Source organism: Crocosphaera watsonii WH 8501 (assembly GCF_000167195.1).
Lineage (GTDB): Bacteria > Cyanobacteriota > Cyanobacteriia > Cyanobacteriales > Microcystaceae > Crocosphaera > Crocosphaera watsonii.
This window is the reverse complement of record NZ_AADV02000002.1, coordinates 358644-378888: the sequence shown is the minus strand read 5'-3', so window position 1 is coordinate 378888 and position 20245 is coordinate 358644. Positions and strand designations below refer to the sequence as shown.

Sequence of the window (20245 nt, the reverse complement as noted above, 5' to 3'; positions counted from 1 at the left end):
AATAATCCACCAGTCACTTATGATCTTTAAAGCCCTTAAATTTCCAAACGAACGGCTTAGCAAAATGTTGATTAAAGTAATCAATAAAATTGAGAATTTTTTGGGATAGTTCTTCAGTTGAACGGACAGTAATTCTTTTGAGTAAACGCCTGACTAAGATCGAAAACCAACACTCAATTTGATTAAGCCACGATGTATGTTTGGGAATATAAACAAAGCGAATTCGATGAGATTCATCTGATAAAAAATCTGCTCTGCTGTCCATAGATTGCAAAATCCCCTCCTTTCCTTTTCTCCCCAAATCAATAGTAATTCCACAGCTTTCTGCTACTAATTTGACTAAGCTTTCCGATTTATGAGTGTTGAGTTGATCTACAATAAAAATCCATTCTGCTTTTTCATCAATCTTAATCGTTCTCTGGATATGTTCAGAAAAATCTTGTTCTGTTCTTGTCGGTCCAATAGAGGGACTAACAACTTTTCCTCTTGCCACATCCCAGTTCGCAATCAAGCTTAAAGTTCCGTGTCTTTCATATTCAAATTCGATTTTTTCTACTTGTTTAGGCTTGATTCTTTTGTTCGGAAATAATCTCTCAAGAGCTTGAATCCCTGTCATTTCATCTGTACTAATTAAATGAATTCCTTGTTCTAAAAAAGTTTTAGCTTCTTGATGAAGTTCACAGATATATTTGACTTGCTTTTTAAATTTTAAGGGATCATCAATTTTGGCATTTAACCAGTAACGAACGAGATGTGGTTGTAATGTCGCTTCTTTTTAAAAAACGCCCCACACTACGGGGGGAAATCTTTTCGACAATTCCTCTTTTTATGGCTTCATCCGCCAACTCTGAAGGTGTCCAATGGCTCACTGGTCTGTCTGATTTTTCACATTCTTCACAAGCGATCTCTACAATCTGGACTACTTGTTCGACCGTAAAGGATTTTGTTGTTCCAGGTCTTGGGCGATCGCTTAAAATTCCTTTGATCAAGACCATTAATGCTTTCTCCGTTACCTGTTGTTCTTCGGCGGCACTCAGTTTTTCTCTCTCCTCAAACCATCGCGATCGCCACTGACGCACTTGTACTCGGTCTAATTCTAATCTTCGACTAATCGAACTATTGCTCTCTCCTGATGCTGCGGCTAAGATTAGCTTGGCTCGTCTAACAAGGCGATAGGGGTTTGTTGTCCCTCTCACTATTTGTTGGAGTACTGTTTTCTGTAGGCTGGAGAGGTTAATTGGCAATGCTTTTATCATGGACATCAACTTCGAGATTCTTCCGTTAGTTTCATTGAAACACATTGTCGTGGCTAGTCACGAAAGTTTCTGTAAAAATCTGGTGGATTACTTTCGCCAAGCTGCACTAGTCTAGTTCAAAGAGACTTTTCAAGAATAATTACGACCTTGGGGACTTTCGCCAAATTTCCCAAACGTCGAGGTTTTTCTTCCGGACGTATTAAAGGTTACAAAAAAGCCCCACGAACTCGTCATGATGTTATCAAGAAAGGGAGCAAAAAATCAACTGAAAACTTAAAAGCTCCTTAGTTTTCCTCAGAATCTATAGATTAGCCCTATTTGTCAGCCAATTTTATTGACTGATACAGAGCCGATATTTTGGGATTTTAGTTCAGCGTAAAATATACGCTAACAAACTTTTTTTGTCCAAAGTCCAATGATCAAGACCATTAATGCTTTCTCCGTTACCTGTTGTTCTTCGGCGGCACTCAGTTTTTCTCTCTCCTCAAACCATCGCGATCGCCACTGACGCACTTGTACTCGGTCTAATTCTAATCTTCGACTAATCGAACTATTGCTCTCTCCTGATGCTGCGGCTAAGATTAGCTTGGCTCGTCTAACAAGGCGATAGGGGTTTGTTGTCCCTCTCACTATTTGTTGGAGTACTGTTTTCTGTAGGTTGGAGAGGTTAATTGGCAATGCTTTTATCATGGACATCAACTTCGAGATTCTTCCGTTAGTTTCATTGAAACACATTGTCGTGGCTAGTCACGAAAGTTTCTGTAAAAATCTGGTGGATTACTTTCGCCAAGCTGCACTAGTGCCTTGGTGATGATTTTGCGACCTGATCAGCAAGACTATTTAGGAACGGCGGTTATTGTGGAAGTGGCCAAGGAACTAGAAGTGCCGAAAATGTTGTTAGTGGTGAATAAAGCTTTACCTGACATAGATTTTGGTGTTCTAAAGGATAAAGTCCATGAAACCTATCAACTGCCAGTAGCAGGTATTTTACCCCTATCTACGGAGATGTTACGGTTGGGAAGTCAAGGACTTTTTTGCTTACAACATCCAGACCATCCATTAACAAAGGAAGTGCAACGCATCGTCTCTCATATTCAAAGTTAATTCTAGAGGGCATTATTATGGCTAAATTTTCAAAAGATAAGTCCTCCGGTTCCTCTGGTTTGTCCTTCCGTGAGTTACAAAAGTTGCCCAAAGAAGAACAGCACTTAATTAACTGGATTAGCAGGAACAATAAACCTAGTTTACTCGATATTGCTATCCATCTTTGTCAAGATGAAGAAACAGCGTTAAATTCCTTACAACCTTTACTAGAAAAAGGATTCATCGAGGAAACTATTGTTGGGGAAGACCGCTATTATCGTGTCACTTATCCCCCCAAAAAAGGGCAATCACTATTTAAGAAGTTAGCCGATAAAAAAAGGCTAAACAAGCATCTTTAGATAGCCCAACCGATTAATAATTTAGTATTTAATTGATTTTAAAATCCCATGTTAGCTAATATTCCCGAAAAAGTAATGCACCGGGTAAGATGGGTCTTGGCTAGTTGCTGGCTAATTCTTATTTTTTCCCTCTTTTATGATCCCATTTCTCCTTGGTTAACCCATTTTAATACCACTTGGAGTCCATTTCAATTAAGTCCTCATATTAATCATATTGATAGCTGTATCAAGGTTCAAGGGGTTTGTTTACAAGAAAAACCCTATGGTTTAGGAGCCTCCTTTTTTTTGGGTTTAATTGTTCCTAGTGGTGTATTTATGCTGTTAATTTTTGGCCATGAATTTTGGCGAAGAATTTGTCCATTAGAGTTTATGTCCCAGATATTTCGCTTCTTAGGAAAGCAGCGACAAAAAAAACGAGTTGATAAGAAAACAGGAAAAACTCATTATGAGTTAGTGAAAATAAAAAGTGATTCTTGGTTAGGCAAAAATTATTTAAAACTACAAATGGGGTTGCTTTATGTTGGGGTTTGTGGTCGCCTTTTATTTTATGATTCCCATCGTATTATTTTAGGCTCTTTCCTCTTATTTACCATTGCTTCTGCTATTTTAGTCGGCTATCTTTATGCAGGTGAAACTTGGTGTCAATATTTTTGTCCCATGGCCCCTGTACAAGCATTTTATGGGGAACCGAGAGGACTTTTGAATAGTGTTGCTCACGAAGGACAAAAAACTGTAATTACTCAGTCTATGTGTCGTCGTCCTAACCCCGATGGAAGCGAAAGCAGTGCTTGTGTTGCTTGTAATAGTCCTTGCGTTGATATCGATGCGGAACGCTCCTATTGGGATGCTATTAAAAGACCTGACTATAAGTTACTATACTATAGTTATGCTGGTTTAGTGGTCGGTTTTTTCCTGTATTACTATCTTTATTCAGGAAGTTGGGCTTATCTTTTGTCTGGAGCTTGGACTCACCAAGAAAATAAGTTAGATTTACTCTTTTCTCCTGGATTTTATATATTTAATACAGCTATTCCTATTCCTAGATTGATTGCAGCACCTTTAACTGTTGCTACTTGTATGGCTTTAGGTTATTTTCTGGGCATAAGATTAGAAAGAATCTACAAAAGCTATCAGTTAAAACTTAATCCGGCACTGAACAACCAACAAATACAGCACCAAATTTTTACCTTGACTACCTTTTGGGTGTTCAACTTTTTCTTTATTTTTGCAGGACGTTCTTATATTTCTAAGTTTCCTATTCAAGTTCAATACTTGTTTAACTTAGGATTAGTATTGGCCAGTAGTTTATGGTTATATCGTACTTGGTCAAGAAGTTCTGAACGTTATTCGAGAGAAAGTTTGGCTAACCGATTAAGAAAACAATTGACTCGCTTAAAAGTTGATGTTTCTCGCTTCCTAGAATGTCTTTCTTTAGACTTATTAAGTGCAGATGAGGTTTATGTTTTGGCTAAAATTCTGCCTGATTTTACTGGAGATAAACGTCTAGAAGCCTATAAAGGAATTTTACGGGATTCATTGGAAGAGGGTTATGTTAACTCGGCTAGTAGTTTAGAAGTGTTGCAACAAATGAGGGGAGAATTAGGTATTAGTGAGAAAGAACACTTGACTATTTTAACGGAATTAGGTGTAGAAGATCCCGATTTATTAGATCCTAATCAGCAGCGTTCCCGTGAAAATCAATTGCGTTTACAAAGTTTCCGTCAACGCATTCGGGGAATGGTTGGTAGTAAACGAAGACGGGGGGCAAAAGGGTTAGGAAGGGAACTATTAAAGGTAGTTAAAAAGGAAAAAGCTATTGGTGATGTTTTAGATAAGGAGGGAGGCAACGTTGAATCTTTATCACGGGAATATGGGATTACTTTAGAAGAAGAAAAGCAAATTATTGCTAATCTAGACGAAGACTCTCAACTAGAACGTCGTAGTCAGCTTCTCTTACAACAATTACAAGATTTGTATGATACTGAACTCGCTTTGTTGTACCCACCTGAAATTTTAAACATACCCCATTTACGGAAAGGTTTAGAAATTTTGCGTAATACTGTTGCTCAAAAACAACAAGTTATTGCTAAGGGGGTGCTGAAAATTTTAGAAGAATGGGACTCGGGAACAGAAGCAACTCGTTTAGTATTAGCGTTGGCAACATTAACCCCCAATGTCTTACCTAGTCTCTTAGAAAACCATGATCAAAAATGGACTGAAAGGTTGAACGATCTTTACTTATCTCGTCTGCAACAACAGTTAAAGTTAGCAGAATCAATTCCTCCTAAAGTTTCTGAAGATTTGATGATAGCTTACCTAGAAACTTTACTAGCAGAACCAGATTCTTTAACAAAAACTGTCAGTCTTTATCTCTTAAATAAACTTGATAAACAACGGGGTAAACAACAAGCACATCAACTATTAGATTCTTATTTAATGTTGAATCCTTCCTTAAAGGAAACTGCACAACAAATTATTAATGATACGGGAGAACAAGCAAGTAAAGTTATTACTCCCTTGGAAAGACTCTTATATATCTCTAGTTGTGATTTATTAAAGAGATTAAAAGCAGAAAGTTTGATGGAATTATCTTATCAAGTCCCTATTAAAAAGTACAAGCAATCAGACATTATCTGGGAACAAAGAGATATTACTAAAGACTTGTTTTTACTGTTAGATGGAAAAGTTGAATATCAACAAATTCTGGAAGATGATACAGTAATTGTTGATGAGGTTGAGCCTGTTGATTTCTTAAATAAATTAGAAATTTTGGGTAATTTAGAAGCCATTACAACGGTTATTGTCACCTCTCCTAAAGCTTGTTTTTTAGTCATTGAAGGAACAATTCTCAATGAATTAATAGAACAAGATAAACGATTTGCACGTAATGTTATTGAACAAGAAAGTCGTCAACTACAAGAGTTACAACGGTTAGCCAGTTAGAAGTTTGTAGGGGATTAATATTATTAAGCCCTCTAATATTAATCCCATTTTCATCAACTGAGACTACATAAGTTAAGGTTGTAGGGGTCAACGGCCGTTGACCCCTACGAGAATGTGTAGGGATAAGGCTTTTTTGTAACAATAATTTTATAATGATTTGTGATCTTAAATTGTATTCTAAATATGGTACTGTTTGAACTGATTCACCAACCTCCGTGCAAGCCTGTCTGTTACAAGCTAGAAGCTTGTGCTACAATTATCACTAATTATTGATGGTTGCATGAATTTTACTCACTATTTACAAGAATTACAAAATAATCTCACCAGAGGTAGTGAAAGAACCCATTATCCTGCTTTAAAAAATTTAGTTGATAGTGGAATGTTAGAGATTATTACTACCATAGAAGAAAAAGGAAATCAAGCAGGAATCCCAGATTTTACAGTGAGAAAAAATGATAATTTAGTGGGTTATGTTGAAGCTAAAAAAAATAGGGGAAAATCTCGATAAAATTGAGGAAACAGAACAGTTACAACGTTATTTTGGATCATCCATTGGGGAAAATTTAATTTTAACTAATTATTTAGAGTTTCGTTGGTATCTTGATGGAAAATTACAGTTAAAAACAACATTAGCAACAGTTAAAAAAGGACAGATAACTCCTGTTGATGATGCTGCTAAAACAGAAGAATTAATCTTATCTTTTCTCAATTTTAAAGAAAAAGTTATCAATAATTACTATGATTTAGCATCGCAAATGGCTGCTTCTACAAAAGCAATTAGATATGGTATTACAGAAGCGTTAAAATTTGAAGATGAACAAGAAGAATTGACAAAACTTAAGTTATTATTTCAGGATTTATTGTTACCTGATTTAGATAATAATAACTTTGCTGATATGTATGCTCAAACTATTGCTTATGGGTTATTTACTGCCAGGGTTGGTCATGCACAAAACCCAGGTCAAGGGATGTTTATTCGCAAAACAGCGAGTATTCATATTAGTGATAAAATTCCTTTTTTACAAGGTTTATTTAGGACAGTTATTGAAACAGATATTATCAGTAAAATTGATTGGGCAATTGATAAATTAGTCGAGTTTTTAGCTAAAGTTGACATGAGTAGTATCTTAGAAAACTTTGGCAGAGAAACCAGACAAGAAGATCCTGTTGTGCATTTCTATGAGACGTTTTTGGGTGCTTATGAAGCATCTTTAAGGAAGAGTCGAGGGGTTTATTATACTCCTGAACCTGTGGTATCTTTTATTGTGCAAGCAGTTAATGATTTATTAGATAAAGAGTTTGATTTAGATGACGGTTTAGGGAGTCGCAAAGTAACCATTTTAGATCCTGCAACGGGTACAGGAACTTTTTTATATGAGGTGATTAAACAAATTAGACGTAACTTTGAAAAGTATGGTGTTAACCGATGGAATGAGTTATTAAGAGACAAAAAAGTATTAGAGAGATTATATGGTTTTGAGTTGTTAATGACTCCCTATACTATTGCTCATCTAAAGTTAGCATTATTATTAGAAAACTTAGGTTATCGGTTTCAAGATAAGGAAAGATTGAATATTTATTTAACCAATGCGTTAGAAGAAGGGGTGAAAAAGTCGGAGGTTTTGTTCGGTAAATATATCTCAGAAGAAGCAAATAAAGCAGCAGCAGTTAAGACAGAAATTCCTATTTATGTTGTCTTAGGAAACCCTCCTTATTCTGGACATTCAGAAAACAAAAATAATTGGATAGAAAGTCTAGTTAGAGATTATTATAAAATTGATGGTGTTGACTTAAAGGAAAAAAATACAAAATGGTTACAGGATGATTATGTTAAATTTATTCGTTTTGGACAGTGGAAAATTGATAAAAATAGTCAAGGTATTTTAGCATTTGTCACAAATCATGGTTATTTAGATAATCCAACTTTTAGGGGAATGCGTCAAAACTTGCTACAAACTTTTACTAAAATTTATATTTTAGATTTACATGGTAATTCCAAGAAAAAAGAGGTTTCTCCTGATGGAAGTGCTGATAAAAATGTCTTTGATATTCAACAAGGTGTGAGTATTGGTATTTTTATTAAGGAAGAAAATAATACTGATTTAGCAACGGTTTATCATAGTGATTTATGGGGAAGTCGTGAAAGCAAATATGAGTTATTACAACAGTTAAGTCTGGATACTGTAGAATGGGAAAAAATAGAACCTTCATCTCCTTTTTATTTATTTATTCCCCAAGATACTGATTTATTAGAAGAATATAATCAAGGTTGGAAAATTACTGATATAATGCCGATTAATTCTGTAGGTATTGTAACAGCTAGAGATTATTTAACTATTCAATGGACTGCTGAAGAGGTAGAAAAAATAATTAACGATTTTGTGTCTTTATCAGAAGAAAATGCTAGAGAAAAATACAAATTAGGGAAAGATACAAGAGATTGGAAAGTATCTTTTGCAGTAACTGCTCACCGCAACAAAAAAGTCTTATTGAAAAGCACTACAAACAACATCAGTTGAGTCAACAAAAATATAAGCCCTGTGATTTAGCGTAAAATTTAAGCTAATTTATTACGGCTATTTTAATGACTAACATTCCCAGAATCAAGTCTTTTAAAAACAACAATATGAGAAAAAAAAGAATAGTAAGATAGTTTTTTGTTAGCGGAGATTATCCGCTAATCCTGTGTATTTTTGTGCAGAGAGATAGGGCGATCAAGAAAAATCTATCCCCCATCGGCTCCGGAGCCTTTTACATCTCTAATCCTGGGGGACTCCGACCAGCTAATGAAAATAATTCGCATAATTGGACAATGGCATTTTGCCCCTGTAATCTCATGGTCTCTAAAAAACTGAACATTTGGGTGACTAACTCTGCACCCCAGTCGCTTCTTGCCCCCCCACTTACTTTGCGGTGAATGACAATGGGACGTAAAGCTCTCTCAGCATCATTATTATCTGGTTTGACTTCAGGATAAGTTAGAAAGGTGAACCACTCTTCCCAATGACGTTTGAGACGGTTAATCAATCTTTGTGCATCATAAGGCCATCCTTTTTTGGGAGTTGCTTTAAAAATCTTTTGCAGTGAGTTCTCGACTTCTGTTCTTTTGGAGCCTAAGTCTTCAAGGGTTAAATTTCGAGCATGATAATGACGATAATGGATACGGGCGGTTGCTAAAACTTGCTGTACATCGGCAGCAAATTCTCGATTCGCTTGAAAACGACTGGTTTTAAGGGACTCTAACTCTCGTTCTAAATGTGCCAGACATTTCTGTTTGGCTATCGCACTTTGTCTAAAGTAGGCACTATAGCACTCACTGGTGAGGATGCCCTTAAAATCTGCTCCTAACAATTTCTCGACTTCTGCGGAGCTTCTAGTGGGAGCCAACATCAACACACAGACCTCATTTGATGTGGCTACCCAAACCCAATACTTGATGCCATCGATGCAATAACTGGTTTCGTCAACACATCGGATTCCTGGCTGCTGGATGTACTTTAACCACTGTTGGGTCAAGGGTTCTAAACTTTCTTGAAACCATTTGTGCATTTTGGCAAGGCTCCCTTGAGAAATGGGAATGCCAAAGACATACTCTATAAAATGTTCCTGTTTACGCCATGTAAGATTACCCCCATAGCCAAGCCAGCCCACGATGCTACTTAATCGCGCCCCATAACCGAATCCTTCTTTAACTCCCAATGGAACAGGACTGTAATCTGACCATCCACAACTAGGAAATTTATAGAATCCGCGACGATATTCCCTGATTTCTATGGGTTGGTCTACTACTTCAGCCACTTGCTGGACTTTTTCGGGAACTACTTCATCTCGTTCCACTGAACCCCCACAAACAGGACAGTTTTCTAGTTCTAAAGGGACTATCTTATCGGGCTGACCAAAACCATTACGGGTCTTCCCTGGGTGGTCATATTTTGGTCCGCGTTTAAATCCTTTTTTGCGTTTCTTTTTGTCAGAAGGCTTTTTTAGTGGGTCTGATGATGGGGGGACTGAACTGTTTTTTGAGTTACGGTTTTTTAGCTTATCTCTCTCTTCTTTCAATTTTTCAATTTCTTGCTGTTGTGTAGAGATTTGTTGTTGTTGCTGGTCAATCAGTCTTTGTTGAAGAGATAACTGTTGTTGTGCCTTGACTAGCCACTCAATCATGAAGACATTGTTCGCCAACTGTTCATCGGCGATAGCTCTAACTAGCTTTGAATCAATGGTAGCATTTGTGGTCATAACCCCCACTATACATAAAAATCCCCGATTTTACCTTTATGTTGTCAAGACAGATTCTTTATTGCGGTGAGCAATTACATTTTGATGGGGGACTAATCACTTCAGATGCGGGGATTGTCTGGATAGCTGAGTTGGATAAAAAACTGGGAATTACCGAGAAGTTTGGTAACTGTTTTCAAGATCATCGTCATCAATCTTATGTAGATCATTCCGTTCATGAGTTATTAGCACAAAGGGTTTATGGAATTATTTTAGGCTATGAAGATGTCAATGACCATGATAAATTACGTCACGATCCTGCCCTTAAGATCGCTTTAGAAAAGCTTAATGAACTTGAAGATAAAAAGGGATAGTTAGCTGGAAAAAGTACAATTAATAGATTGGAATATTGTCCTGAGACTATTCTCGACCAAAAAACGAGTCGTTATCATAAAATAGAACCCAACTTTGAAGCCATTGAAAAATCTTTTGTCGAATTTTTTTTAGAGTCTTATAAAAAACCTCCCTTAAGTATTATATTAGATATGGATGTCACGGATGACCAAGTACATGGTAATCAAGAAGGGGCATTTTTTAATAGTTATTATCACGGAGTATGTTATGCTCCTTTATATATTTTCTGTGGGCATCATTTATTAGTTGCTAAACTTCGTTCATCTAATGTAGATCCAGCCGATGGAGCCTTAGACGAATTATAAAGAATTATCGGACTAATTAGAGAAAAATGGTCAGAGACTCATATCCTAGTTAGGGGTGATAGTGCCTATGCCCGTGAAGAAATCTTCTATTTTTGTGAAAATCAGCCTTTAGTTGATTATGTTATAGCTATGGGAACAAATGGCGTTCTTAAGTTACGAGCGGATGATGTAATTGAAAAAGCCAAACATGAATATGAAAAAAAACTAGCTCCAATAACTGAATTAATGGATAGTTTATTTCAGAAAAAAGAAGATTTAGAAGAAGTTAAAAAATTAGTACCAATTTCTACTTGGTATCGCTCTATTCGTTATAAAACAGAAAAGTCATGGAGTTGTCAAAGAAGAGTAGTGACAAAAGTTTGTTATGGAAGTGATGGCTTAAAAATGCGCCATGTGGTGACATCTTTGCCCGCTTCAAAAATTCCACCCTCAAAACTTTATACAAAAAAATACTGTCCGAGAGGCGAGATGGAAAATCGGATTAAAGAACAACAATTAGACTTGTTAGCTGATAGAACTTCAACTCAAACATTTCAAAGTAATCAACTAAGATTATGGATACATTCCTGGGCTTATGTTCTCATAAATGCTTTTCGTCAACACTGTTTAAAAAAAAACTTCATTGGCTAAAGCAACTGTGGGAAGAATACGTCTAAATCTTCTTAAGTTGGGAGCCAGAATAAAGATTAGTTGTAGAAGAATTATTATCGCTATAGCTAGTGCTTGTCCTTATCAAGATATTTTGTCTATTGCTAACAAAAGAATTAAAACTATTCCTAATACTGGATAAGTAGAATAAGTCGTTTTTTAAAAAAGATATCTATCATAAGTTGTTGACTGACTGATACTTTCATTTAGTCTTATTTATCGTGGAGAAAATCAAAAGTTAATATAATTATTCCCTCTTAAACTCAATTTTTGGATAATCAAAGTCAATTTTTTTATTCATCTATATTCAAAATTTCTATTAGTCCTAAAAATTATCATTTTTCATCTCTGGATTGGGCTTTCAAATTAATTTGTGAGAAATCCGGGATTATCGGTTTCTATTGCTTCAGAAGAACCATTAAAGAGACTTTTCAGCAAATTCCAGAGTTTTTTAAGCCAATTGATCATCAACTTGTACGGTGGGCAAAATAGAGAGTTTTAGGAGTTCGGAGTTCGGAGTTAGAAATTAAGTGTACATCATGAGTCCGAGAAACGCTATATTTAAACTTACTATATCTTAGAAAACTTTGCCCACCCTACAAAAATCAAAGGGTTTATAATTGAGTTAATTACTTTTATTACTTAGGATGGTGGGCAATTCAGAAATTTATCTTAACTACTCATAATATATAAACTTTGCCCACCCTACAAAAATCAAAGGGTTTATAATTGAGTTAATTACTTTTATTACTTAGGATGGTGGGCAATTCAGAAATTTATCTTAACTACTTATAATATATAAACTTTGCCCACCCTACAAAAATCGAAGAGTTTATAATTGAGTTAATTACTTTTATTACTTAGGATGGTGGGTAATTCAGAAATTTATCTTAACTACTCATAATATATAAACTTTGCCCACCCTACAAAAATCAAAGGGTTTATAATTGAGTTAGTTACTTTTATTACTTAGGATGGTGGGCAATTCAGAAATTTATCTTAACTACTCATAATATATAAACTTTGCCCACCCTACAAAAATCAAAGGGTTTATAATTGAGTTAGTTACTTTTATTACTTAGGATGGTGGGCAATTCAGAAATTTATCTTAATTACTTATAATATATAAACTTTGCCCACCCTACAAAAATCAAAGGGTTTATAATTGAGTTAGTTACTTTTATTACTTAGGATGGTGGGCAATTCAGAAATTTATCTTAATTACTTATAATATATAAACTTTGCCCACCCTACAAAACTAAAAGGGTTTATAATTAAATTAGTTACTTTTATTACTTAGGATGGTGGGCAAATCATAAATTTATCTTAATTACTTATAATATATAAACTTTGCCCACCCTACAAAAATCAAAGGGTTTATAATTGAGTTAATTACTTTTATTACTTAGGATGGTGGGCAAATCATAAATTTATCTTAATTACTTATAATATATAAACTTTGCCCACCCTACAAAACTAAAAGGGTTTATAATTAAATTAGTTACTTTTATTACTTAATCTCAATGCCATTAACACAAGAAACTTTATTAGGAAAATCCGTAGATGAATTAACTACCTGGATAAAACAACAGGGACAACCTGGTTATCGAGGCAAACAACTCCATCAATGGTTATATCAAAAAGGGGTGCGATCGCTCACAGAAATTTCTGTCTTTCCTAAAGCATTCCGAGAAGACTTTAAAGATTATCCTATCGGGCGTTCTAACATTAATCATTGTACCATTGCCCCGGATAAAACTAGAAAATACCTGTTAAGTTTAGCCGATGGATTAATCATTGAAACTGTTGGCATTCCCACCGCAAAACGCTTAACCGTTTGTGTTTCTTCTCAAGTAGGATGTCCCATGAATTGTGATTTTTGTGCTACGGGAAAAGGAGAATATGATCGTAATTTAAGCAGTGCAGAAATTGTGGATCAAATATTAACTGTACAAGAGGACTTTCAAGAAAGAGTTAGTCATGTTGTATTTATGGGGATGGGAGAACCATTATTAAATACAAAAGAAGTTGTCAAAGCTGTTAAAATATTAAATCAAGACGTAGGAATAGGACAGCGATCGCTAACTATTTCCACGGTAGGAATTCCTAAAAAAATCTTAGAATTAGCCCATCATCAACTACAAGTAACCTTCGCGGTTAGTCTTCATGCTGCTAACCAAAAGTTACGAGAACAATTAATCCCCAGTGCTAAATTTTATCCCCTTCCCAAACTCTTAGCTGACTGTCGAAAATATGTAGAAATAACAGGTAGAAGAGTTAGTTTTGAATATATTTTATTGGGTGGTGTTAATGATTTACCGGAACAAGCGATAGAGTTAGCCAAATGTTTAAAAGGGTTTCAAAGCCATGTTAATTTAATTCCTTATAACCCCATAGAAGAAGTTGATTATCAACGTTCTAATGCAGAAAGTATTAACATCTTTAAAACTATTTTAGAAGAGAAAAACATTGCCGTCAGTGTCCGTTATTCCAGAGGACTCGAAGCTAATGCAGCTTGTGGACAGTTGAGGGCCATGTCTGGAGTTTAGGGAGAGAGTGGGGGACTGGGAGACGGGGAGATGGGGAGATGGGGAGACTGGGAGCGGTTTATAATTGGTTATGGAAAAGAACAAAAAGCTAAAAACTCACGAAGATTTGAATGTCTATCAAATCGCATTTGATGCAGCTATGGATATTTTTGAGCTATCAAAAATGTTTCCTGTTGAGGAAAGATATGCCCTTAGCGATCAAATTCGCCGTTCTTCTCGTTCTGTTTGTGCCAACTTAGCCGAGGCTTGGAGAAAACGCCGATACAAAGCAGCTTTTGTAGCTAAACTAAGCGACTGTGAAGCTGAGGCGGCAGAAGTCCAGGTGTGGTTAAAGTTTGCTGTGAAATGTCAATATTTACCGGTAGATACTGCTCGTGATCTCTACAAAAGCTATAACCAAATCATAGGAAGCCTAGTCAAAATGATTAACGAACCTGATGACTGGTTGCTATGACTTCTCACCCAGTCACCCAGTCACCCAGTCACCCAGTCACCCCTTAAGCTTCAGAAGCAACGGGTTATGCTTCTGCTCCTTCTTTCTCTTCCGCTTCTGAGGAGGGGGCAACGGTATCCAGTCGAATGGTGAGATAGCGCATAACTTCTTCCCCTAAGCGCATCATCCGTTCTAAGGGTGCGATCTGGGTTCCGTCTGCTTCATAATTAAACTGAACATAAATACCATCTACCTTTTTTTGAATGGGATAGGCCAAACGGCGTTTACCCCAAATTTTCACTTCTAGGTTGGTAGCGTTATTTGTGGTCAAGAATTCTTTATAGCTGTTCAAAGCTTGGTTAACTTGGTCTTCTGAGAGATCAGGACGCAAGATAAAAATCATTTCGTAACTTTGGCTCATGGGTTTAAACTCCTTATGGACAAGTTGGCTTAGTGATCAACTCAGAGTCTGAAGATCAAGAAGCAAGGATTAATCGAAACTAATCAATTGAAAAAATGTCTCCTTTTTGAGACAGATTACTTTAAGATCATACTACGACATTATGACTAATGGCTAAGATATTCAAAGGCTGCTTAGTCTGCTTGTAACCTCAATGAGTGCTGAATTTTATGCCGCAACGCTACGTTAGAGTAAAAACAACTCAAGGAAACATCCATTATGGCTCACTTAATCTCAATCGCAGTGTGGCGGTGTTTGATGCTGCCCCTTGGGATGGAGGGCAACCCAGTGGTGTCGTCCTCAAGGCGGATAGTTATCAATTTGTAGCCCCTTGTTTTCCTTCCAAAATTATTGCAGTGGGCAGAAATTATAAAGCTCATGCAGAGGAACTGGGTAACACCGTCCCAACAGAACCTTTACTCTTTCTTAAACCTCCTTCGACCCTGATTGGGGAAGAGCAACCTATCTATTATCCCTCCCAGTCTCAACAGGTAGACTATGAAGGAGAGTTAGCTTTGGTGATTGGTGAAGTGACTAAAAATTGTTCTGAGAAAGAAGCTCAAAGCAAAATTTGGGGCTATACCATTGCTAATGATGTGACAGCCCGTGATTTTCAACGGAAGGATAATCAATGGGTGCGGGCTAAGGGGTTTGATACCTTTTGTCCTCTAGGCCCCTGGGTGATCCGCGAATTAAGTGCGGCTGCTAGTATTCAAACTTTTGTTAACAATGAAGAAGAACCACGGCAGTCTGCTTTGGTTCAGGATATGATATTTTCTCCTCAAGTCATCGTTTCTTATATCTCTCAAATTCTGACTTTGTTTCCAGGGGATGTTATTTTGACGGGAACCCCCGAAGGGGTTGGCCCTGTGAGTATCGGCGATCGCATTCGGGTAGAAATTGAGGGCATTGGTAGCATCGAAAACCCTGTTATGAGTGAGCCAACCGCTAACATGACTACCAGCGAACCTGAGAATAAGCAGCCTCAGAAATCGTAGGAATTTCTGCATAGTTGCCTAAAGCTGATTGGATCATGGAAAAGTAAGATGCTGCCAAGCCACCTAAGAATAGTACATTGAATAGAGTTTCAATGAGAATACCACCTCCCAGGGCCGGTACTAAAACATACTGCATAATAATTCCCCCTAAAGCCAATAAAATGCCGATGAGAATCGATTGCATGGCGTTATAACGGATAAAGTGGCTAATCTTATCATTACGCACCACGGCGGCAAATAAAAGAATAAATACCAGAAAACTGCCAAAACGTCCTAATGGTCCGAGTATGGCACTCACTAAACCATAGGTTATCCCAACCGGTACCGCAGGAAGCACCAAAAAATTAAAGGCTGGAAACTGTTGTAATAGGAAAGTCCCAAAAAATAGGGTGTCATAAACGGCAAAGCAATAAACTAAAGTGCCAAAAATACGATCTGGAATACTAACTGAACCACGCCACGTCATTCGGGGTTACTCCTTGATTATCAAACTGACTTCACCTTTCAATGTACAACATTTATTCGGTGATCAGTTATGAACTCTATTTCAAATCTAATAATCCTTGTTCTTTGAGTTTGGGATTAAAGCGAATTTTCATCTTATTTCCTCGTTGCTTTAAAGTTTCTTCGATATCAGCTTGAACTCTTCTAGAAACTGTTTTTAATAGTTTAATTTTTCCTAATTCATCGCTATTTTTGTAAGTTTCTTTATCTTCTTCTGTCATACAAACTTTAGCGTCAATAGCTTGCGTCCATAGGTTCTGGTTCTCTTGATTATCAATGGATAAATCTCCATTTTCTTCAGTCCAGTTAGTTTTTATTTCTTCTAAAATGGTTCGACTAGGACGGGTAATAATTTCAACTTTTAGCCAATGACATTGCTGAGTTTGACGCACTAAATGTTGTTTTAAACTGGCATAAATATCACGGGAATAGCCAATAAATTTTAATTTTTTATTTTCATTGAAAATTGCATAAACACCAATCTTTTTTTGTAAGTCTTCAGTAATCACTCCATTTTCATCTAAGTAGGGTAAATAATCTAAGGCGTTTAAACTAGGTAGTTGAGTTTCAGTAATCATAATTAATTCTCAATACAATAAGGAAGTTAAGGACACGGGGAGCATCCCATTTTTGCAGAAAACTTAATTCTTGGAGTTTTACGGGGAGACGGGGAGAAATTCATCAGATCAACTATTATCAGTAAAGGACAAGAAAGCAACTTTGGGATGCTCCCAGGACACAAAATATTAGTTAATCATTAGTTATGATACCTGAATACCCCCAACCTTCTGCAAGGTTGAAAGATGTTTTTGTAATGAGACTTAATATTTATAGTCTTTGTAGGGGTTAAACCCAGAAAGCTTATTTTCTTACAACTAAAACCTGCTTACTATAGCTCATTATTGCAATAAAAAGAAAGGTTCTATTAAAAACAAAGTAATTAGCTTATATCTCATATTTCTAAGAATATTTTTTTGAAGGTGGGCAATTATTTAAAATTTAATCATAGGTTTGAATAAATTTAGTCATTTGCCCACCCTACATTTTAAAAAATCAATTAACTTTTTTTACTTTCTTCATAAGTAGGAAAATCAACATAACCCTCTGGCTCAAAAGAATACCAAATATTCATATCAGCAGGGGGATTTAAAGGCCAGTCATTACTAAATCTTTCTACTAAGTCAGGGTTACTAATAAAGGGGCGACCGAAGGCAATTAGATCAGCATTTCCTGTTTTAATTGTTTCTTCTGCACTCTCTTGAGTATAACCACAATTTCCCATTAAAACACCATCAAATACCGTTCTAAACTCTGCCAAAGTCATTGGACGCCTAATTCATGAAATCCAAATCCTAAGCCATCTAAAAGGTGAAGATAAGCTAAGTTATAGCTATTCAATTGTTGGGCAACATAGATAAATAATTCTCGATATTCAGGACAACCCATATCATTAAAAACACCGTTAGGAGAAAGTCTCACTCCTATTTGTCCAGCAGAAAATACTGTTAGAACTGCCTCGATAATTTCTTTTAAAAAGCGATAACGATTTTCAATGCTTCCGCCATATTTATCGGTTCTCTGGTTAGTTTTTGATTGTAAAAACTGGTCTATCAAATAACCATTAGCTGCATGAATTTCAACACCGTCAAAACCAGCATCTTTCGCCCTTTCAGCAGCTAAACGATAATCTTCAACAATAGGGGGTATTTCTTCGGTTTCTAAGGCCCGAGGGGTTTTGTAAGATTGTTTACCAATGGGAGTATGGATATAGTCACCATTGGGTTTAACAGCAGAGGCTGAAACAGGCAATTGATTATTTTCTTGAAAGCTACTATGAGATGCTCTTCCACAGTGCCAAAGTTGTAAAAAAATCGGGGTTTCTGTTTCATGAAGTGCTTGGGTTATAGGTTGCCAAGCTTTCATTTGTGCATCTGAATAAATGCCAGGACTATTTAACCAACCACAACCTTGTGGAGAAATAACGGTTGCTTCACTAATAATTAATCCGGCTGATTTTCTTTGGCTATAATATTGTTTCATGAGGTCATTGGGCATTCTTTCCTCTCCAGCCCTAGAACGGGTTAAAGGTGCCATAACAACCCGATTTTTTAGAGTAATATTACCGACTTGACAAGGACTCAATAATGTGGGTGATTTGCTCATATTTATAGTTTAAATAACTTAATTGTTTCTGCTATAAATTATACTTTAAAAGTGCTATTTAGGGATAACTCATAAATTATCCCTAAACTATGAATTAATTAGGATTTTAGGTAGTTTTCTAAACTAAATTTTCCTGAACCAAAAGCAAGGATCATTAACAGTCCCCCCATTAATCCTAAGTTCTTAAAAAAAGCGATTTCTTCCTCTGGAAAAGTTCCATGAAAAATTAAGGTAGCAGGGATTAAAAAGCCAATTAATAAACAAGCACCAATTTTCGATTTATATCCCAATAAAACAGAGACACCTCCTAAAATTAAAACTAAAATAGTTGCCCATAGCAAGACTTCAGTTAAAGGTAATCCCTTGGAGGCCATATACGCTTGAGTTTGCCCTGGAGATAATAGCTTACTAACACCAGATTTAATAAAAATTGCGGACAAGAAAAACCTAGCTAAAAGAGAAACATAACTTTGGAAAGTGGCTTGATTTAGCATTGATAAATTACCTATTCCTATATTTTCTATTTTACTAAAATTCTAACAACTACTAATTAAATTGACAACAAAGGCTGAAAATGAGAAGAATTGTTCCAGGTACTTAGGGCTTTTTGTAGGGAGGATGACAACCAATTATAATAATGAGGATAGACAGGAAGACGGGGTACTAATTCCCATCCTTTAGAGGCTAATAAATCCACTAGTCCTTGATGAGATAAATGGGAATAATCTGGGTTTACCTCATCTTTGGGACTGATACCCCCTAAATCTCTAGCTCCTGCTTCTAAACAGTCTAATAAACATCTGGGATCTGTTATTAAATTAGGAGGAATTTGTATCGTAATGGAATTAGGCAAAATTTCTCTAGCTTTGGCAACCATTTTGGGTAACTTGTCAATAGGAAAAGTAGATACTTCTAATTTTTGCTTGCTTCCTAGCTGATGAGGTTGTAAAATAACTTCTTGGATATGATGCCATTTTTGCTCAAGTTCTGCGATCGCTTCTAATGTGTGCCAGGAATCTTCTTCTTTTTCCCCTATTCCTAAGAGAATACCTGTGGTAAAAGGAATTTTTAGTTGACCAGCCCATTCTAATTGTTGTAACCTTAATGAAGGTAATTTGCTAGGGGAATGACCATGAACTGTTTCTAGTAGTTTTGGGGTAATTTGTTCTACCATTAACCCCATAGACGCATTAACAGTTTTTAGAGTTTCCATTTCCGCAAAGCTTAAAATACCTACATTAGTATGGGGCAGAAAACCCATCGATAAAGCTAATTGACAGAGATCATAAATGTGTTGAAACCAAGCTTTTCTTCTAGAAGACTGGGGATGAACTTCGCCGCTTAAAATTAAAATTTCACAAACAGATTTATATTGTAATTTTTGTAAAATAGTTCGACTTTTTTCCAAAGTTAACCAACTATCTTGATGAGGATCAACCCGAAAATTACAATAGGTACAACGGTTAAAGCATTCATAGGTGGGAACTAGGGTATAAGCTGGACTATAGGTAATTTTTTTTGTCATCTTTTCGTCTGATACTAAAAATGATAGCAATTTTTCTCAATACTCTAGTATAATATACCTAGACTTACGGCGTTTAGAGAGTTATTATTATAGTAACTTTTAAACTATCAAGAATGAGTAGCGAAACCTATTTTAATCACCCTATTTTCGGACTTCTTTATCGTGTCTGTCTCCTTGATGACAATCAAGAGTTGTTTACTACATTATACGCTCAACGGTTATTTTTTCTAGTGAAGATGATACCGGATAATACGGTTCTTGAACCGATTAGTCGTTCAGATGCTAGATTATTAGTAGAAAAACGTCTGCGTAATCTTCACCGTCTAGGACTCATAGAAGAGTACAAAGAATTTCAAGCTATGTATAAACAAACCTTTGCTTAAATGA

At 36.1% G+C, this 20245-nt stretch carries 17 protein-coding genes and 4 pseudogenes; 11 read left to right on the top strand and 10 right to left on the bottom strand.

Features of this window, described 5'->3' with window-relative positions:
• Positions 1 to 13: 13 nt before the first annotated feature.
• Entirely contained in the window at positions 14 to 616 is a 603-nt protein-coding gene (locus CWATDRAFT_RS05375; RefSeq protein ID WP_007304050.1) for a transposase, read from the bottom strand.
• 103 nt (positions 617 to 719) lie between these two features.
• Positions 720 to 1301 carry a helix-turn-helix domain-containing protein gene (locus tag CWATDRAFT_RS05370; RefSeq protein ID WP_007304049.1) on the bottom strand — a complete coding sequence of 194 codons (582 nt, stop codon included), beginning with the start codon at positions 1299 to 1301 and terminating at the stop codon, positions 720 to 722.
• Between the two features lie 63 nt (positions 1302 to 1364).
• Here CWATDRAFT_RS05370 and CWATDRAFT_RS05365 point away from each other — a divergent pair.
• Positions 1365 to 1544: pseudogene (locus tag CWATDRAFT_RS05365) on the top strand (NF041680 family putative transposase); the annotation flags it as partial.
• Between the two features lie 120 nt (positions 1545 to 1664).
• Here CWATDRAFT_RS05365 and CWATDRAFT_RS05360 read toward each other — a convergent pair.
• Positions 1665 to 1991: pseudogene (locus tag CWATDRAFT_RS05360) on the bottom strand (helix-turn-helix domain-containing protein); the annotation flags it as partial.
• 75 nt (positions 1992 to 2066) lie between these two features.
• Between CWATDRAFT_RS05360 and CWATDRAFT_RS05355 the strand changes: the two are divergent.
• From CWATDRAFT_RS05355 to CWATDRAFT_RS05340, 5 genes are all read left to right on the top strand, one after another.
• Positions 2067 to 2360: a MinD/ParA family ATP-binding protein gene (locus tag CWATDRAFT_RS05355; RefSeq protein ID WP_007304047.1), complete on the top strand. Its 294-nt coding sequence runs from the start codon at positions 2067 to 2069 to the stop codon at positions 2358 to 2360.
• 17 nt (positions 2361 to 2377) lie between these two features.
• A complete protein-coding gene (locus CWATDRAFT_RS05350) occupies positions 2378 to 2698 on the top strand; it encodes a hypothetical protein (RefSeq protein WP_007304046.1) in 321 nt (106 codons plus the stop codon).
• Positions 2699 to 2746: 48 nt separating this feature from the next.
• Complete coding sequence (locus CWATDRAFT_RS05345; protein ID WP_007304045.1) at positions 2747 to 5641, top strand: cyclic nucleotide-binding domain-containing protein; 2895 nt, start codon at positions 2747 to 2749, stop codon at positions 5639 to 5641.
• Positions 5642 to 5888: 247 nt separating this feature from the next.
• Positions 5889 to 6149: a hypothetical protein gene (locus CWATDRAFT_RS31565; RefSeq protein WP_157134041.1), complete on the top strand. Its 261-nt coding sequence runs from the start codon at positions 5889 to 5891 to the stop codon at positions 6147 to 6149.
• Entirely contained in the window at positions 6112 to 8160 is a 2049-nt protein-coding gene (locus CWATDRAFT_RS05340; protein ID WP_007304044.1) for an N-6 DNA methylase, read from the top strand. Before CWATDRAFT_RS31565 ends, CWATDRAFT_RS05340 begins: the two co-directional genes overlap by 38 nt.
• A 232-nt stretch (positions 8161 to 8392) precedes the next feature.
• Here the strand turns inward: CWATDRAFT_RS05340 and CWATDRAFT_RS05335 are convergent, their stop codons facing one another.
• Complete coding sequence (locus CWATDRAFT_RS05335) at positions 8393 to 9889, bottom strand: IS66-like element ISCwa4 family transposase (protein WP_007304043.1); 1497 nt, start codon at positions 9887 to 9889, stop codon at positions 8393 to 8395.
• Between the two features lie 68 nt (positions 9890 to 9957).
• On the opposite strand from CWATDRAFT_RS05335, the pseudogene CWATDRAFT_RS35525 reads away from it, so the two are divergent.
• The 3 genes and pseudogenes from CWATDRAFT_RS35525 to CWATDRAFT_RS05305 all read left to right on the top strand — a co-directional run.
• Positions 9958 to 11368 (top strand): annotated as a pseudogene (locus CWATDRAFT_RS35525) (IS1380-like element ISCwa5 family transposase); the annotation flags it as partial.
• 1381 nt (positions 11369 to 12749) lie between these two features.
• Positions 12750 to 13775, top strand: a complete 1026-nt coding sequence (gene rlmN / locus CWATDRAFT_RS05310) for a dual-specificity RNA methyltransferase RlmN (RefSeq protein WP_007304039.1) — start codon at positions 12750 to 12752, stop codon at positions 13773 to 13775.
• A 70-nt stretch (positions 13776 to 13845) separates the two neighbouring features.
• Positions 13846 to 14229: a four helix bundle protein gene (locus tag CWATDRAFT_RS05305; protein WP_007304038.1), complete on the top strand. Its 384-nt coding sequence runs from the start codon at positions 13846 to 13848 to the stop codon at positions 14227 to 14229.
• 64 nt (positions 14230 to 14293) lie between these two features.
• Here the strand turns inward: CWATDRAFT_RS05305 and rpsF are convergent, their stop codons facing one another.
• Positions 14294 to 14629: a 30S ribosomal protein S6 gene (rpsF, locus tag CWATDRAFT_RS05300; protein WP_007304037.1), complete on the bottom strand. Its 336-nt coding sequence runs from the start codon at positions 14627 to 14629 to the stop codon at positions 14294 to 14296.
• Between the two features lie 209 nt (positions 14630 to 14838).
• Here rpsF and CWATDRAFT_RS05295 point away from each other — a divergent pair, with 209 nt between their 5' ends.
• Positions 14839 to 15666, top strand: coding sequence for a fumarylacetoacetate hydrolase family protein (locus tag CWATDRAFT_RS05295; RefSeq protein WP_007304036.1), 828 nt, complete (start codon positions 14839 to 14841; stop codon positions 15664 to 15666).
• On the opposite strand, the gene CWATDRAFT_RS05290 is transcribed toward CWATDRAFT_RS05295, so the two are convergent.
• The 5 genes and pseudogenes from CWATDRAFT_RS05290 to cofG all read right to left on the bottom strand — a co-directional run bounded on the left by CWATDRAFT_RS05290 (position 15626) and on the right by cofG (position 19858).
• The gene (locus CWATDRAFT_RS05290) at positions 15626 to 16132 is read right to left on the bottom strand and encodes a Tic20 family protein (RefSeq protein ID WP_007304035.1); all 507 of its coding nucleotides are present in this window, start codon (positions 16130 to 16132) and stop codon (positions 15626 to 15628) included. The genes CWATDRAFT_RS05295 and CWATDRAFT_RS05290 overlap by 41 nt on opposite strands.
• Before the next feature lie 76 nt (positions 16133 to 16208).
• A complete protein-coding gene (locus CWATDRAFT_RS05285) occupies positions 16209 to 16748 on the bottom strand; it encodes a GIY-YIG nuclease family protein (RefSeq protein WP_007304034.1) in 540 nt (179 codons plus the stop codon).
• Between the two features lie 479 nt (positions 16749 to 17227).
• Positions 17228 to 18333: pseudogene (locus CWATDRAFT_RS05280) on the bottom strand (alkene reductase).
• 98 nt (positions 18334 to 18431) lie between these two features.
• Positions 18432 to 18827: a DoxX family protein gene (locus CWATDRAFT_RS05275; protein ID WP_007304031.1), complete on the bottom strand. Its 396-nt coding sequence runs from the start codon at positions 18825 to 18827 to the stop codon at positions 18432 to 18434.
• 56 nt (positions 18828 to 18883) lie between these two features.
• Positions 18884 to 19858, bottom strand: a complete 975-nt coding sequence (gene cofG / locus CWATDRAFT_RS05270; protein ID WP_007304030.1) for a 7,8-didemethyl-8-hydroxy-5-deazariboflavin synthase subunit CofG — start codon at positions 19856 to 19858, stop codon at positions 18884 to 18886.
• Between the two features lie 113 nt (positions 19859 to 19971).
• Between cofG and pipX the strand changes: the two genes are divergently transcribed.
• A complete protein-coding gene (gene pipX, locus CWATDRAFT_RS05265) occupies positions 19972 to 20241 on the top strand; it encodes a transcriptional coactivator PipX (RefSeq protein ID WP_007304029.1) in 270 nt (89 codons plus the stop codon).
• Positions 20242 to 20245: the final 4 nt, after the last annotated feature.

Coding starts and splice junctions, on each gene's coding strand:
- CWATDRAFT_RS05375 (WP_007304050.1), bottom strand. CDS start 616: ATGACAGGGATTCAAGCTCTTGAGAGATTATTTCCGAACAAAAGAATC.
- CWATDRAFT_RS05370 (WP_007304049.1), bottom strand. CDS start 1,301: ATGTGTTTCAATGAAACTAACGGAAGAATCTCGAAGTTGATGTCCATG.
- CWATDRAFT_RS05355 (WP_007304047.1), top strand. CDS start 2,067: ATGATTTTGCGACCTGATCAGCAAGACTATTTAGGAACGGCGGTTATT.
- CWATDRAFT_RS05350 (WP_007304046.1), top strand. CDS start 2,378: ATGGCTAAATTTTCAAAAGATAAGTCCTCCGGTTCCTCTGGTTTGTCC.
- CWATDRAFT_RS05345 (WP_007304045.1), top strand. CDS start 2,747: ATGTTAGCTAATATTCCCGAAAAAGTAATGCACCGGGTAAGATGGGTC.
- CWATDRAFT_RS05340 (WP_007304044.1), top strand. CDS start 6,112: ATGTTGAAGCTAAAAAAAATAGGGGAAAATCTCGATAAAATTGAGGAA.
- rlmN (WP_007304039.1), top strand. CDS start 12,750: ATGCCATTAACACAAGAAACTTTATTAGGAAAATCCGTAGATGAATTA.
- CWATDRAFT_RS05305 (WP_007304038.1), top strand. CDS start 13,846: ATGGAAAAGAACAAAAAGCTAAAAACTCACGAAGATTTGAATGTCTAT.
- rpsF (WP_007304037.1), bottom strand. CDS start 14,629: ATGAGCCAAAGTTACGAAATGATTTTTATCTTGCGTCCTGATCTCTCA.
- CWATDRAFT_RS05295 (WP_007304036.1), top strand. CDS start 14,839: ATGCCGCAACGCTACGTTAGAGTAAAAACAACTCAAGGAAACATCCAT.
- CWATDRAFT_RS05290 (WP_007304035.1), bottom strand. CDS start 16,132: ATGACGTGGCGTGGTTCAGTTAGTATTCCAGATCGTATTTTTGGCACT.
- CWATDRAFT_RS05285 (WP_007304034.1), bottom strand. CDS start 16,748: ATGATTACTGAAACTCAACTACCTAGTTTAAACGCCTTAGATTATTTA.
- CWATDRAFT_RS05275 (WP_007304031.1), bottom strand. CDS start 18,827: ATGCTAAATCAAGCCACTTTCCAAAGTTATGTTTCTCTTTTAGCTAGG.
- cofG (WP_007304030.1), bottom strand. CDS start 19,858: ATGACAAAAAAAATTACCTATAGTCCAGCTTATACCCTAGTTCCCACC.
- pipX (WP_007304029.1), top strand. CDS start 19,972: ATGAGTAGCGAAACCTATTTTAATCACCCTATTTTCGGACTTCTTTAT.